The organism is Candidatus Delongbacteria bacterium, assembly GCA_041675285.1.
GTDB lineage: Bacteria > CAIWAD01 > CAIWAD01 > CAIWAD01 > CAIWAD01 > CAIWAD01.
In genome coordinates this window covers 152,328-167,339 of sequence record JBAYTZ010000001.1, presented here as the reverse complement: position 1 = coordinate 167,339, position 15,012 = coordinate 152,328, and the positions used below count along the sequence as shown (strand labels likewise).

The following is a 15,012-nucleotide window of genomic DNA, read 5'->3' as shown; positions in this document are numbered from 1 at the left end:
ATTGGCGGGCCAGCTCGAGGTAGTCGGGCTGGAGGTCCACGGCGCTGACGCGCTCCAGGTCGCGCCCGTGCAGCTGTTCCAGGCCATTGCCCGTCGCGCAGCCGGGCAGAAGGATCCGCCGGGGCTCCCGCGCCGCCAGCGCCTCGGCAAACAAACCGCCGCGCCGGTCCTCCGACCCGGCTCGCGCAAAGCTGAATCAGCCAGTCTGAGCTTTGCTGTCAAGATTTTAATTGGTACGTCTCCGCTGCGTTGACTCTTGATTCAGTTCACCCGACGGACGCACCCGTCGAGCGGGGCCGACGCCACACAGCCCATCCTCTTTAGCATCGAGGCTCTCATGCGCGTGACGACGCCACTTCTCCTGCTGGTTCTGACGGCCGTCGCGGCCCGGGCGGACCACTGGCCCATGTACCAGCGGGACATGCAACACACCGGCCGGGCCGACTTCAGCGTGCCCCTGAGCCGACTCAACAGCTCGTTCTTCGACGCCGTCCAGTGGCAGAATCCGCTGCCGGGCGCGGCGGGCGCCAGCTCGCCGGTGTTCCACGACGACGTGTCCGGCCAGAACCTGGTGGCCGTGGGCTACCACTGGCCCAAGGGCATCGAACTGATGGACCGGCTCACCGGCCAGAGCCGCTGGGCGGGCAACCCGGCGGGCGGCGAGCGCATCGGCGATTATACGCCGGCCTTCTCCGCCGACGGTGAGCGCCTCTACGTGGTCAACGACGCCACGGAGCCCAACCTGCCGCCCAACGGCCATCCGCTGATGGCCCTGAATTCGCTGAGCGGCTGGACGATCCAGGCGCACAACGGCGGAATGGCCCTGCCCGCCGCCACCAGCATGTGCTCGCCCACGCTGGCCCCCGACGGGCGCATCTTCCTGCACCAGTGGGGCGGAGTTGCCGGCGCGGCGCAGGACAACGGAACGACGCTGTCGCTGGCCTGGTCCGCGGCCAGCCCGGCCAACTGCTTCTTCAGCGATCCGGCCCTGTTCGAAGTCGAGGGCGCGCTGCGGGTCGTCACCTGCGGGCGGGACGGCTGGATCCGCTGTTTTGACGGCGGCAGCGGCGCGGAGCTCTGGAGTCGTGCGGTGGAGTACGGCACCGACGCCAGCCCCACGGTGGATCCGCTCAGCGGCTCGATCTACGTGGCCATCTCCTCCTCAAGCGTGGCGGTAGTGGGGTTGAGCGCCGACGGCGACCCGCTCTGGGGCAGCGTCGCGCAGCCCGTCTTTACGCACGTGTCCGGCCTCAACCAGCCCCAGCGCGCCCAGAGCGCCGGCTGTCTGGCCCACGACGGCTCGGTCTACTACTTCCAGACCGTGGCCGAGGATGGCAGCGGCGCGCTCTACGCCGTCAACACGGCGGACGGCTCGCTCAACTGGCAGATCGAAACCGGCAGCCAGGGCTGGGAAGAGGTCTGCGCCGCTCCCATCGTGACGCCCAACGGCGTGCTGATCGTCGGCAACAACCACGGCGGACGCTGGTACGCGATCCGCGACCTGGGCGAGCGGGCGCTGGTCATCGACGAACTGGCGGGTTCCGCGGCGAACTACGCGCGCTCCACGCCCTCCCTGGCGAATGACGGCCGCCTCTACCTGACCGAGTACGCCGTCTGGCGCACGGGCAACCCGAGCAATCCCTATCCGGACCACAGCGTGCGCCACCTGCTGAGCTCGCGCGACCTGGGCGAGGGGGACTGCCACCTGGTGAACCCCGCCGCCCCGCAGGTCGAACTGAGCGGCGAGGATCTGCGGCTCAGCTGGCCAGTGACGGAGGACCCGGACGGCTGTTTCGGCCATTATGCGATCTACCGCTCCAGCGAACACTTCTTCGCTGCGGGGGGCCTGACGCCCGTCGGAGAAGCCGGCGAGCGCCTGTCGCCGGAGTACCTGGACGCGCCCGGCCAGGGCGTCTGGCACTATGCCGTGGCCGTGGTCCACGCCGACGGGACCCAGGATCCGCTGGTGGAGTGCACGGGACCCAACGAGCTGGGCCTGCCGGCCGACCGCTGGGCCATGCAGCAGCGGGACCAGGAACACACCGGGCGCGCCTGGTTCGAGATCCCCGCCAGCCGCCAGAACGACCAGCTCTTCGAAACCTGCCGCTGGCAGACTCCGCTGCCTGGCGGCGTGGGTGGCTCTTCGCCCCTCTTCACCCCCACCGACGGCGAGACCGTCGGCCGGGTGGCGGTGGGCTACCACTGGCCCAAGGGCGTGCAGGTGATGAATCGCGCCACGGGCGTCGTCGACTGGGCCCTGAATCCCGGCGGCGGCGAGACCATCGGCGAATTCAGCGGCGCCCTCTCGGCCGACAACGGCTGGATCTACGTCACCAACGACGCGACGGAGAGCCCCGAGTGGCCGGGCGGCACGCCCGTCATGGCCCTGGACCTGCTGTACGGGAACGTGCGCGCCCACAGCGGCGGCGCCGCCGACCCGGGGCTGGTCTCCCGACCGGCGCTCACGCTGGGCGACGACGGCCACGTCTACGCCCACGGCTGGGGACTGGGTCCCGCGTCCCTGACGGACACCGGCGGCAGCCTCGAGATGACCTGGACGCCCTGGAGCATCGGCGGCCACTACCACAACGGCGTGGCCTTGGGCTGGTGGCAGGGGGACCTGCGCGCCGTGACCGGCAACGAGGCCGGCTCGGTGGAGTGCTGGTCCACCAGCGGCGACTCGCCCCTCTGGTCGCGTGAGACGGGAATGCCGCTCATCGCCACCGCCACCGTCGATCCGGCCAGCGGCCGGATCTATCTCCCCGCCGGAACCAACCATGTGGGCGTGGTGGGCTTGAATCCCGACGGCACGCCGGCGTGGAGCGCGGCCTACCGCCAGCTCTTCACCTGGGTGGACGGCGCCAACTCCCCGCAGCGCGCCCAGGCCGGCGGCGCCTTGAGCCACGACGGCGCCACCTTCTACTTCCAGTCGGTGGCCGAGGACGGCTCCGGCGCGCTCTACGCCGTGAACACCGGCGACGGCAGCCTGAAGTGGAGCCTGCCCACGGGCAGCGCCGGCTGGGAGCGCGCCAGTTCCTGTCCGCTGGTCACGCCCAACGGCATCCTGATCTTGGGCAACAACACGGACCGCTGGCTGGCCCTGCGCGACGACGGCGCGGGCTGCAGCGTGCTGGACGAGTGGCTCTGCGACAGCGACGCGGCCACCAGTTCGCCGGCGCTGGGCGAGGACGGCCTGCTCTACCTGAGCACGCGCAGGGAGTGGAGCGCGCCCAACGCCCTGGTGATGCCCGACCATGAGATCCACGACCTGCTGGCCGCCGTGGACCTGGGCGCCTCCCCCTGGACCGTGACGCCGGCCTGCGTGGCCGCCAACCCCCAGCAGGTGACGGCCGTGGCCTTGAACGAGAGCGTCCGCCTGAACTGGACGCCCGTTAACGTGCCGACGGAGTGCTTCGACCGGTACCGCATCTACCGCGAGCCCGGCCCCTTCGACTCGATCAGCGGGCTGGAACACGTGGCGGAGGTGGAGGGCGTCGACTCGGACACCTTCCTGGACGAGGGGCTGGGCAACGATCAGCCCCTCTGGTACGCCGTGGTGGGCGTCAACCTCGACGGGAGTTTCGATCCCGCTGTCACGGCGACGGGGCCGCGCACGCCCCACTGGCGCAGCGATCTGCAGGTGGCCTGCATCCGGCGCAGTCCCCAGTTCCAGCGCTACCTGCCCATGTACACGGGCCTGGAAATCAGCGAGCCGGACGGCTTCGGTCCCTACCTGTTCAGCGCCGCCAGTGGCCTGGAAGCGGGCCAGAGCTGTGCGGACCCGCATCAACCGAACCTGGGCGATCCCGTGACTTGGACCGCCGTGGTGCGCAACGCGGGAACCACCAGCTGGGAAGGCGAGCTGCCCTGGGCCTGGTGGGTGGATGAGAATCTGCAGGCGGAGGGCCAGCGCTTCCTCAACCTGGCACCCGGGGACACGGCGCTGTTCAGCCACACCCGCGTCTGGGACGGGGACGGTCACCGGCTGCAGTTCTCCCTCTATTCGTGGGACGACAACAGCTCCAACAACGAGCTGGACCAGGAGGCCTGGTCCGTGCCCTTCAAGACCTACCTGGACGTCACCCAGCTGGAGCAGTTCCGCGAGCTGTCCGGCACCTGGCCCAGCCCCTGGACCCGCGACCACATCGACTGGCTGCAGCGCCACATGGCGCGCTTCAACCAGCTCTTCGAGGAGGCCGGCGTCGCCAAGCGCGTCCACTATGACCTGCTCCAGGTGCTGGACGACACGGCTGACGATCCCGCGCTGCCGCCGGACTCCCACTTCGGCATCTTCCCCTTCCGCTACCGCGCCGGCGAGGGCGATCCGCGCCTGAGCGGCTACTACAACCCGGACGAGGACATCGACTACGGTCTGCTCCACGAGCTGGCCCACCAGCTGGGCCTGATCGACGTCTACCAGCTGGACGTGCCGGCGGAGGCCAATCTGGTGAGCGGCCTGGCCTACACGGCCCACGAGGATCTGATGCACGGCTGCAGCCCGCTGCTCAACCAGCACAGCGCCGCCGCCATGCGGCACTGGGATCGGCAGGGGCACGGCTACTACGGCCAGTACCTCTACGGCTTGCCGGCGATCCTGCGCATGCGCTTCCTGGATTACACGGGCGCTCCGCTGGCGGGGGCGCAGGTGGAAGTCTTCCAGTACTGCGAGCGGCCGGGAATGGGCAAAGTCATCACCGATCAGCTGAAGTTCAGCGGCAGCACGGACGGGGACGGATTCTTCACGCTGCCCAATGTGGACATCGACGAGGGGCTGGTGCCGGGGACCTGCCTGGGCGACCGTCTGACGGACAACCCCTTCGGCTACGTGGCCGTGGTGGCCAGCAACGGCGTGCTGCACTTCCGCGTCACGGCGCAGGAGAGCGTGGACTACGCCTGGCTGGACATCAGCGAGGCCAACGTGGCCTTCTACGACGGCCAGCAGGAGGAGGCGGTCTTCGAACGGCAGCTGCAGCTGGGGGGCGAGCCCGAGTACTATCTGGCGGCGGACAACTGCGAAAGCAACGCCGACCAGTGGGCCGTCGTCAGCAACGGCGACCACGCGCTCAGCGACGACGGCACGGAACGCGTGCTGGGCGCGACCTCGCTCAAGGCGGACACCCAGGGCGACTTCCTGACCCTGATCTACCCGGGCCATCGCCAGGGCCGCTACGATCTCTCCGGCTGCGACAGCCTGGTCTTCTGGTCCCGGGTGGACAACGACTGGCCCTTCCAGCTGAATGCGCCGCAGATCCGCCTCTATTGCGCAAGCGAAGCCTACGTCGAGTTCCTGCCGGACCAGGATCTGCTCACCCCTGCCGGCGGAGCGTGGACACGCATCTCCCTGCCCCTGGCCGGCGGAGACGGTTGGACGCGCACGGAGTCCGGCAGCCCGGACCTGACGCTGGTGAACCGCATCGAGTTCTTCGCCGACACCTGGGACTGGGCCTTCAGCTGGTGGCTGGACGGCCTGCAGTTCCTCCCGGCCTGCTGCGCCACGGATTGCAACGGCAACGGGTTGCGCGACTGCGACGACCTCGCCTCCGGCTTCAGCCAGGACGCGAACGGCAACCACGTGCCCGACGAGTGCGAGTGCGGCGGCGGAATTTCGGCCCCCGGGCTGGCCATCACCCTGGAGGGCGCGCAGCTGCGGCTGGGCTGGAGCGCGGTGACCCACGACCTGTCCGGCTGCCCACTGGCCGACCCCTTGTATCACATCTGGCAAGCGCCCGCGGCGACGGGTCCGTGGAGCGAGACGGAGAGCACGGACGGGCTGAGCAGCCTGCGGCCGGTTGAAGGGTCGCGCGGATTTTTCCGGGTCAGCGTGACCGACGGGACTGCGTCCCGTAGACTCTCCCGTGTTGACATGGAGTCCGCCACGTCCGGCTCGCCCCTCCCGTCCCTCGACTGACGGGATTCCCCCGGTCACGCGGTCTCCAGCGGCATGCCCGTCGGAGGCCGCGCCCGGGGATTCTCGCGGCGTCGGCTACAACTCGAAACTCTCGCCCTGCCGCGGCACGCGCACATCGGGCAGCCGGAAGCGCTCGCCCAGGTGCTTGGCCAAGCCCAGCGCGCCGTCTTCCTCGCCGTGCACGACGAAGGTGTGGGAGGGTTTGAGCCGCATGCTGCCCACCCACTCGTCCAGCTCGGCCTGGTCGGCGTGGCCGCTGAAACCGGTCAATTCGCGCACTTCACAGTTGACGGGAAAAGGCTCGCCGTGGATGAACACTTCCGTGGCACCCTCGGCAAGCAGGCGGCCCAGGGTGTGCGGCGCCTGCCAGCCCGTGATCAGCAGCAGCGTGTCGTCCTTCATGATGCGGTTGCGCAGGTGGTGCAGGATGCGGCCGTGCTCGAGCATGCCGCTGGAGGCGATGATGATCGCCGGGCCATGCAGATCGTTCAGGCGCTGGGAGTCCTCCACGGAGCGCGTGTAGCGCAGGGCGCGGAAGCTGAAGGGGTTGCCCGGCTGGTGCAGGGACTCCAGGGTCTCGGCGTCGTAGGTCTCCGGGTGCAGGCGGAACACGCTGGTGACGTCCGTGGCCAGCGGGCTGTCCACGTAGACGGGCATGCCCGGGATGCGTCCCTGGTCGTGCAGGCGGTGCAGGGCCACCACCAGCTGCTGGGTGCGGCCCACGGCGAAGGCCGGGATCAGCACCACGCGGCGGGCGGCATGGGCCTCCTGCACGATGCGCGAGAGTTCGGCCTCGCTCTCGGCATAGGGCGGATGGCTGCGCCCGGCGTAGGTGCTCTCCAGCAGCAGGATGTCCGCCCCCTCCTCCGGGAGCTCGGGATCACGCAGGATGGGGATCCCCTTGCGGCCGATGTCGCCCGAGAAGAGCAGGCGCCGCGGCGCCCGGCCGGGCTCGGTGATCTCCAGCCAGACGTGGGCGCTGCCCAGCATGTGTCCGGCGTCGGTGAAGCGCAAGCGAATGCCCGGGCCGATCTCGCGCCAGCGGCCGTAGGCCAGGCCCTGGAAGAGCTCCAGGGCCGCCAGCGCGTCCTGCGGCCGGTAGAGGGGCTCGAAAGGCGCCCGGCCCTGCCGCTTGCGCAGCTTGTTGACGAAGTTCACGTCGTGGACCTGGATCTGGGCGCTGTCCTGGAGCATCAGCGAGCACAGGTCGCGGGTGGCGGGCGTGGCCCAGATGGGGCCCGCGTACCCGCGCCGCACCAGGCTGGGCAGGTTGCCCGAGTGGTCGATGTGGGCGTGGCTGAGCACCACCACATCCGGCGGCCCGCCGGGCAGCGGACGGCGGTTCTCCTCGAAGGCCTCCTTGCGCTTGCCCTGGAGCAGGCCGCAGTCCAGCAGGACGCGGCAGCCGTTGGCTTCGATCAGATGGTGCGAGCCCGTCACGGTGCGGGCGGCGCCCAGGAAGTGCAGCTTCATGTCAGTCCTCCAGGGGCGTGGTCTCCACGCGGATCAGGTTGGTCGAGCCGGGCGTGGTCAGGTGGGTGCCGGCGGTGACCACGACGGGGTCGCCCGGCTGGGTCAGGCCGGCGGCCCGGGCCGCGCCCAGGGCCTCGGCGATCATCACCTCCAGGCTCTCCGTCAGGCTGGTGAGCAGGGGCACGGCGCCCCAGGTCAGAGCCAGCCGCCGCCAGACCGTCTCGTCCGGAGTGGCGGCCAGCACATTCTGGGCGGGCCGCGTGCGCGCCACCAGGCGCGTGGTGCCGCCGGAGCGCGTGCAGGTCAGGATGGCGGCCGCGTCGATGCGCATGGCCAGCTCGCAGGCGGCATGGGCCACGGCCTGGGGCGGGTTGCAGACCCCCTCCGGATGGAAGCGGCGCATCCAGAGCCGGTGGGGGAAGTCGCGCTCGGTCTCCCGCGCGATGCGGTCAAGGGTCAGGAGGGACTCCACCGGATAGTGGCCGGCGGCGCTCTCCTCGGAGAGCATGACAGCGTCCGTGCCGTCCAGGATGGCGTTGGCCACGTCCGTGACCTCGGCCCGGGTGGGGCGGGGCGCGTCCACCATGCTCTTGAGCATCTGCGTGGCGGTGATCACGGGTTTGCCCGCGCGGTTGGCCTTCTCGATCAGCAGCTTCTGCACGCGAGGCACACGCTCCAGGGGGATGTCCACGCCCAGGTCGCCCCGGGCCACCATCAGGCCGTCCACGGCCTCGAGAATGGCGTCGATCTCCGCCAGGGCCTCGTGCTTCTCGATCTTGGCGATCAGCGGCGCCGAACGGCCCAGCTCGTCCATGAAGGCGTGCACCACGCTGATGTCATGGGCGCTGCGCACAAAGGAGAGGGCCACGAAGTCCACGCCCAGCTCCAGCCCGAATGCCAAATCGAGCCGGTCCTTGGCCGTCAGAATGGGCGCGCGGATGCTGCGCGAGGGCAGGTTGATCCCCTTGTGGGAGCTGAGCACGCCGCCGGTCACCACGCGGCAGAGGATGTCCGGGCCGTCCACGCGCAGGACGCTCATGTCCAGGGCGCCGTCGGCCAGCAGCAGCGTGTCGCCCGGCCGCACGTCCTCGGGCAGCTCCTTGTAGCTGATGGAGACCTCGGTCGCGTCGCCGGGCACCTCACGCGCGGTGAGCGTGAATTCGTCCCCGGGCCGCAGGGTGATGGGTCCTGCGGCCAGTCCGCCGATGCGGATCTTGGGCCCGGCCAGATCCTGCAGGATGGCCACGGGCCGGCCGGCCGCGGCGGCCAGGGCGCGGATCTGCCGAAACTTCTCGGCGTGGGACTCGTGGCTGCCGTGGGAGAAATTGAGCCGGGCCACGTCCATGCCCGCCCGGATCAGGCGGTCGAGGATTTCTTCCGATTCCGAGGCCGGTCCGATGGTGCAGACGATCTTGGTTCTGCGCATGCCGACTCCTGCAGGCTCGGCGCGACTCCGGGATGGCTCCGGCGGGGCCGCTCCGAATGTGCCTGCAAGGTAGGGTTCCCGCACTGGGCATGTGGCGCCGGAGCCGCCCGGGGAGCCGGAAATCCCCTGCTGTTCCACCGCTTGGCCGATGCGCGTGTCCTTGCCACCCGGTTCATACCTTGAGCCATGGCATGGATCACGCTGCTCCGCATCCATCAGTGGCCCAAGAACCTCTTCGTGCTGGCGGGCCTGCTCTTCGGCGCCCGCTGGACGGACGCCGCGGCCTGGGACTCCGCCCTGGAGACGCTGGCCCTGTTCTGCCTGGCTTCCAGCCTCGTCTACCTCTGGAACGACCTGCGCGACCTGGAGGCGGATCGCCGCCATCCGCTCAAGCGCCTGCGCCCCCTGCCCGCCGGCCTGATCCCGCTCTCCGCCGCCCGGGCCGCCCTGGGCGCGGGCCTGCTGCTGCTGGCCCTCTGGATCACCCTGGGCCGGCCGGCGGCCGCCCTGCACGTCTCGCTCTACCTGCTGCTCAATCTGGGCTACTCGCTGGGCCTCAAGCACGTGCCCGTGCTGGACCTGTTGCTGATCACGGCGGGCTTCGTGCTGCGCGTGCTGGCGGGCACCCACGCCGTGGCCGTGCCCACCTCGTCGTGGATCCTGCTCTGCTCCGGCGCCCTGGCCTTTTTCCTGGCCGTGGCCAAGCGCCGGCTGGACGCGCCCGACGGGGGCCGGCTGGAGGATCCCACCTTTCGCGGCTATCAGCCGGCCCTGCTGGAGCAACTGCTGACCATGAGCGCGGGCTGGACCGTGCTGTTTTATGGGCTCTACTGCAGCGAGCTGAACCAGCAGCAGGCCGGACGGCCCAACTTCCTGCTCACCCTGCCCTTCGTGCTCTTCGGCGTGCTGCACTACCTGCGCCGCGTGCAGGACCTGAAGGGCAGCGGGCGCAGCCTGCTGCTGGACCTGCCCCTGGCCGCCACCGTGGCCGGCTGGGCCCTCACCTGCTGGCTGCTGCTCGCATGAAGACCCACCACCGCCACCTGGGCAGCTGGGGTCGGCTGCCCCGCCCCCGCTCCTTCATCCTGGACCCGGCCAGCGAGGCCGAGCTGCTCGAGCGGCTGGCCACCGATCCCGTGCCGCTGATCGCCCGCGGCCTGGGGCGCAGCTACGGCGACGCCTGCACGGGAGACCGCCTGCTGCTGACGCGCTGCCTCAACGCCCCGCTCAGGCTGGACAGCGCCAGCGGCGTGCTCAGCGCCGGGGCCGGCCACAGCCTGGGTGAGATTCTCAACCAGACCTTGCCGCAGGGCTGGGCGCCGGCCGTTCTCCCCGGCACGCGCCACGTGACGCTAGGCGGCGCGGTCTCCGCCGACGTGCACGGCAAGAATCACCACGTGGACGGCTCCTTCTGTCGCTGGGTGCAGGCCCTGCGGGTGGCGGCCCCGGACGGCACGGCCGGCTGGTGCTCGCGCGAGGAGAACCCCGGCCAATTCAGCGCCTGCTGCGGCGGGATGGGTCTGGCGGGCCTGATCCTCGAGGTCCGCCTGCAGCTCGTGCGGCGCGACACCGTCACCTTCCAGCGCCTGACCCTGGCCTGCGAGAATCTGGAGCAGGCCCTGCTGCGGCTGCGCGAGGCGACCCAGAGTCACACCGTGGCCTGGGTGGACGCCGCCTCCCCCGGCGCGAAGCTGGGCCGCTGCCTGGTCTACCTGGGCGATCCCGTGGCCGGCCCGCACCGCGAGCTGCCCCGTCCCGCCCGTCTGAAGCTGCCGCCCCTGTCCTTCTTCAACCTGGTGCGACCCGCGGCCTCGCGGGCCTTCAACCAGCTGGTCTGGCGCGGCGGCCAGCGTCGCCACGGCGTGGCCGACCTGCAGGCCCTGGACTCCTTCTTCTGGCCCCTGGACGCCGTGGACGGCTGGAACCATCTCTACGGACACGCGGGCTTCCTGCAGTTCCAGTGCCTGCTACCCGTGGCCCTGCTGGACGAGCGCGGTGCGGGTCCCCTGCATCAGCTGCTGGAGCTGTTCGCCACAGTGGGCGGCGGCACGCTGGCCGTGATGAAGACCATGGGCGAGGCCGGCCGCGACGTGTCACCGCTGGCCTTTCCCGGCCCCGGCGCCACCCTGGCCCTGGACCTGCCCGCCAGCGCGGAAACCCGCAAGGCGGTGCGGCAGGCCAACCGGCTGGTGCTGGACTGGGGCGGGCGCATCTACCTGGCCAAGGACGCCCTGCTCAGCGCCGCGGAGTACCGCGCCATGACGCCCGGACTGGCAGGCTGGCAGGAGCTCCGTGACACGCTGGATCCACAACGGCGCTGGCAAAGCGACCTCGCGCGCCGGCTGGAGCTGTGATGGACGGACTGGTGCTGGGAGCCTCGTCGGGCATCGCGCAGGCCCTGCTGCTGGAGGCCTGGGCAGCGGATCCCGGTGGTCGCGGACGCTGGGTGCTGACCACGCGCACCGGGCAAGCGCTGCCCGGGTTGGCGGCCGCCGCGGGTCCGGGGCGCGAGCTGCTCTGGCGGGCGGCGGAGGCCCGGCAGGATCCCCGGCCCTGGCTGGAAGCCCTGCCGGAAGGCTGGCGGCCGGAGCGCGTGCTGGTGGCCTGGGGTCGGCTGGTGCCCGGCGGCCAGGGTTCAGCGGCCGAGCTGCAGGAGATGCGCGAGATCAACGGGGCGGGCACGCTGCGCTGGCTGGAGGCTCTGGCGGACTGGCTGGACGCGGCCGGCCGCGCTTCGCACGTGGCCGTGCTGGGCAGCGTGGCCGGGGATCGTCCCCGCCGCAGCATGTGGGACTACAGCCTGAGCAAGCAGGAGCTGGAGCGCGGCCTGGAGCGGCTGCGGCCGCGCGCGACGCGGCTCCGCTGGACCTTGGTCAAACCGGGACCGGTGGCCACGCCCATGACCGCGCACCTGCCGGACTCCCCCCTGCTGGCCACGCCGGCGGGCATCGCGCCGCGCGTGCTGCGCGCCTGGGAGCAGGGCCGGCCTCAGGTCTACGCGCCCGCCTGGTGGGGCTGGATCTCCCGGGCGCTCAACCTGCTGCCCGAATTCCTCTGGCAGCGGGTCCGCTTCTAATCCGCCTGACTCAGTTCGACGCCAGCTCCAGCTCCACGGTGAGAATCTCCGCGGGGCCCAACTCCAGCTGCAAGTCCATCCCCGCCGTGGCCAGGGGCGCCTCGCGCTCTTCAAGCAGCGAGCAGCGCCACGCCGCGCGCAGCGGCTGTCCGCAGCGCAGCGTCTCACGCACGGGGTGCTCGGCCAGGTTGCAGAGCCGCACGATCAGGCTGCCGCGCGCGGGCTGGCGGCGCAGGGCGGCGATCTCTACGACTTGCGGCAAATCCTGCTCCAGCAGCGGCCCCGCTTCGGGCATCCGCCCCGCGTCCACGCCCTGGCGCAAGAGGGGCTCCACGCGCCAGCGCCGGCTCCACTCCCGCACCCGGGCCGCCTGCCAGCCACCCGTGTAGGGCAGCAGGGCCAGGCGCGCGCGGCGCCGTCCGGGGCACTGGGCCCCCGGCGTGAAGAGCGTGGGTCCGGCGTTCTGTCGGCGCCGGCTGGAGAAATCGTCCCGGCTGAGCCACTCCACGCCGCGCAGCAGGGTCTGGACCAGACTGGCCGTGCCGTCCGCCTCCACCCGGGCCTCCACCTCCGGCAGCCCCAGGTTGAAGAGGGCCAGACCCAGGCCGTCCTCCGCTTCCAGCAGGCTGAACTCCTGCACCGGAGCGGTGCCCTGGGGCGGCTGGACCCAGTCCGCGCCGTCGGGCAGGGTCAAGGGCCGGCGGCGCAGCTCGAACTGGCCGTGCGTGTACCAGGCGGAATCGACCAGACCGCTGGGCGTGACGAAGCGCAGGCGGTGGTCGCGCACGCGGTTGTCCACCTCCACCTCCAGGTCCAGCAGGGGACAGTCCGCGCGCAGCCGCAGGCGCAGCACGACGGGACAGTCGATCCGCTCCGCCGAGCGCCGGCGACGGTCCGGCGTCAGTCCGGCGGGCAGCGGCCAGCTGAATTCGCAGCGCAGGGTGGCCCCCAGCCCCGTGTCCTCATCCAGGTAAAGCAGGCCGCGCCGGCCCGCGCTGCTGTGGAGCTCGGGCTCCGCGGCGGGCGAGTAGTCATATTCGTCCCCCGCGTCCTCCTGGTCCTCCAGCAGGCCCAGGCCGTTCCAGCGCCGGCCACTGGCCTTGTGCTGCAGATCGAAGCGCCCGTCGGGCTTCAGCCAGACCTTGAGCGCGGCGTTCTCCAGCCAGGCCCCCTCGGCGGAGATCAGCGCGGCGGCCACCGCGTCCCGGAGGGGCGGCTCCGGCGCCGCCTGGATCCGCGGCCGCAGGTGGAAGTGCCGCAGGGCCAGGGCGGGCAATTCGGGCTGGAACTCCAGCAGCACGAACTGGTCGGTGAGACCCGGCGCCCCGGCTTCGCGCACGATGCGGGAGCCGAAGCGCTCCAGGTAGGTGCGCAGCAGGCAGTCCTGCTCGCGCCAGTCCACGCAGGAGCGGTAGTCGATGCCCCAGAAACGCTCCAGCCAGTGCCGCTCCAGCACGCGGAAGGGCAGGGGCCGCCCGGCCTCGTCCACCAGTTCCAGCTCCTCCACGGGACGGTCCTCGGGTAGCAGGATCACCCAGCGGCGCACGGCGTCCCGGCGCGGGAAGGGCAGCGGGTTCCAGGCCGTGAGACAAGTGGCCAGGTCGCCTGCGGCCTGGGGCGCGAACAGGGCCGTCGCCTGGCCCATCAGCTGGCGCAGGCCCTCCTCGCCCAGCTGGCGCAGCTGGGCGAAGCGCGATTCCATCTCCGTGTGCACCTCGTCGGTGGAGCAGCCGCAGATGCTGTCATGGGGATGGTTGCGGAGCAGCAGGCGCCAGGCCTCGCGTAGCAGGCCGTCGGGCAGTCCGCGCCCTCCGCCGGCGTGCAGCAGGGCTTCCAGCGGCTCCAGCTCCTCGGCCAGCAGGCGCTGGCAGCGTTCGTTCTCCTGCTTCAAGTAGAGCCGCGCGGAGAGCACGCCGCTGAGCAGGTGCGCCTGGCGGCCCGCCCGCAGCTCGCCGCGCCAGCCCGGCAGCTGGGCGCCTTGGGAGCGCAGCTCTTCCAGAAAGGCCTCCAGCGTGGAGTGCTGGACGCGCAGGCCCGGCGCCAATTGGCGCACGCGCTCGAGGATCGCGGGCAGCTCGGGCTGGGGGGGATGGTGGTCGCAGCCGTTGTTCAGCAGCCAGACCCGGCCGTGGGAGGCCGCGGCCACGCGCTCCAGGCGCTCCAGGAACTGCCGGGCCGCCCGCTCCAGATCCGGCTGGCGGCCCACCAGGATCTCCCAGATCTCCTCGTAGCCCAGCGCCGAGGCGTTGCAGTAGCCGCCCACCTGGTTCACGGCCAGCACGCGGCTGCCGTCCGGTGCCTCCCAGATCCACTCGCTGCCCAGCGCGACGCACTCGTCGCCGTGGCCGCGCCAGTAGATGAAGGAGTCGAGCCCGGCGCGGCGCAGCAACTGGGGCAGTTGGGCGATGTGGCCGAAGGTGTCCGGCATGTAGCCCGCCCGGGACACGCCGCCCAGGGGCGCGCAGCTGGCGTGGCCCAGCAGCAGGTTGCGCACGGTGGCCTCGCCGGAGACCAGAAACTGGTCGGGCAGCACGCTCCAGGGGCCGATGGACAGGCGCCCCTCTTCCACCCGACGCCGCACGCGCCCGGCGGCCTCGGGCCGGATCTCCAGGTAGTCCTCCAGCGCCACGGCCTGGCCGTCCAGCATGAAGTGGCGGTAGCCGGAGTCGGACTCCAGCAGTTCCAGCACCTGGTCCACCACGTTTACCAGCCGCACGCGGAAGGTCTGATAGGGCAGGTACCACTCGCGGTCCCAGTGGGTGTGCGAGACCACGTGCACGCTGCCCTGCAGGGGGCTGGATTCGGGTCGAGCCGCTTCGCTCATGGGGATCGTCCTTCCTGTTGGGCCTTGCTCTGGCCCTGCTCAGGCACCGATTGAGTCGGCCGGTGTGACCGAGCGTGGGTTCACTTTTCCGATTTTCGGGGGTTTTCCCTCCCACCGACCCCCCACCCACCCGGGGCACTCGGGAATGCGCTTTTTGATCCCCGTACAAGGGCCCAATCCGCGCCATTCGGGAGAGAGCGTCAGGCCAAGGGCTCACCTCCGGTGTCCGGATGCGCCCGGTCCCCGCCGGGACACGGCCAGCAGACACTCCCCCGCTCCAGATTCCGACTGGACGCGCACGAGCC

The 15,012-nt window shown here is 71.2% G+C and carries 7 protein-coding genes; 4 read left to right on the top strand and 3 right to left on the bottom strand.

Annotation, left to right across the window (positions count from 1 at the left end):
* The first annotated feature begins 337 nt into the window (after positions 1-337).
* The gene (locus tag WC326_00525) at positions 338-5,908 is read left to right on the top strand and encodes a PQQ-binding-like beta-propeller repeat protein (GenBank protein ID MFA7329533.1); all 5,571 of its coding nucleotides are present in this window, start codon (positions 338-340) and stop codon (positions 5,906-5,908) included.
* A 75-nt stretch (positions 5,909-5,983) separates the two neighbouring features.
* Here WC326_00525 and WC326_00520 read toward each other — a convergent pair whose 3' ends face one another.
* On the bottom strand, positions 5,984-7,381 hold the full coding sequence (locus WC326_00520) for an MBL fold metallo-hydrolase (protein ID MFA7329532.1): 1,398 nt from the start codon (positions 7,379-7,381) through the stop codon (positions 5,984-5,986).
* A gap of 1 nt (position 7,382) precedes the next feature.
* Positions 7,383-8,807, bottom strand: a complete 1,425-nt coding sequence (gene pyk, locus WC326_00515) for a pyruvate kinase (protein ID MFA7329531.1) — start codon at positions 8,805-8,807, stop codon at positions 7,383-7,385.
* Positions 8,808-8,993: 186 nt separating this feature from the next.
* On the opposite strand from pyk, the gene WC326_00510 reads away from it, so the two are divergent.
* Genes WC326_00510 through WC326_00500 form a run of 3 tightly spaced genes read left to right on the top strand, consistent with a single transcriptional unit; the run spans position 8,994 to position 11,883 of the window.
* A complete protein-coding gene (locus WC326_00510) occupies positions 8,994-9,833 on the top strand; it encodes a UbiA family prenyltransferase (protein MFA7329530.1) in 840 nt (279 codons plus the stop codon).
* Positions 9,830-11,161 (top strand): FAD-binding oxidoreductase, encoded by a 1,332-nt coding sequence (locus WC326_00505; GenBank protein ID MFA7329529.1) that lies wholly within the window; start codon positions 9,830-9,832, stop codon positions 11,159-11,161. Before WC326_00510 ends, WC326_00505 begins: the two co-directional genes overlap by 4 nt.
* Positions 11,161-11,883: a hypothetical protein gene (locus WC326_00500; protein ID MFA7329528.1), complete on the top strand. Its 723-nt coding sequence runs from the start codon at positions 11,161-11,163 to the stop codon at positions 11,881-11,883. The genes WC326_00505 and WC326_00500 overlap by 1 nt, the downstream gene beginning before the upstream one ends.
* Positions 11,884-11,893: 10 nt before the next feature.
* On the opposite strand, the gene WC326_00495 is transcribed toward WC326_00500, so the two are convergent.
* Positions 11,894-14,707, bottom strand: coding sequence for a glycosyl hydrolase-related protein (locus WC326_00495; protein MFA7329527.1), 2,814 nt, complete (start codon positions 14,705-14,707; stop codon positions 11,894-11,896).
* Positions 14,708-15,012 lie beyond the last annotated feature (305 nt).

Excerpts from the sequence above, each read along its gene's own strand:
- WC326_00500 (MFA7329528.1), top strand. The coding sequence starts at position 11,161 with ATGGACGGACTGGTGCTGGGAGCCTCGTCGGGCATCGCGCAGGCCCTG.
- pyk (MFA7329531.1), bottom strand. The coding sequence starts at position 8,807 with ATGCGCAGAACCAAGATCGTCTGCACCATCGGACCGGCCTCGGAATCG.
- WC326_00505 (MFA7329529.1), top strand. The coding sequence starts at position 9,830 with ATGAAGACCCACCACCGCCACCTGGGCAGCTGGGGTCGGCTGCCCCGC.
- WC326_00510 (MFA7329530.1), top strand. The coding sequence starts at position 8,994 with ATGGCATGGATCACGCTGCTCCGCATCCATCAGTGGCCCAAGAACCTC.
- WC326_00520 (MFA7329532.1), bottom strand. The coding sequence starts at position 7,381 with ATGAAGCTGCACTTCCTGGGCGCCGCCCGCACCGTGACGGGCTCGCAC.
- WC326_00525 (MFA7329533.1), top strand. The coding sequence starts at position 338 with ATGCGCGTGACGACGCCACTTCTCCTGCTGGTTCTGACGGCCGTCGCG.
- WC326_00495 (MFA7329527.1), bottom strand. The coding sequence starts at position 14,707 with ATGAGCGAAGCGGCTCGACCCGAATCCAGCCCCCTGCAGGGCAGCGTG.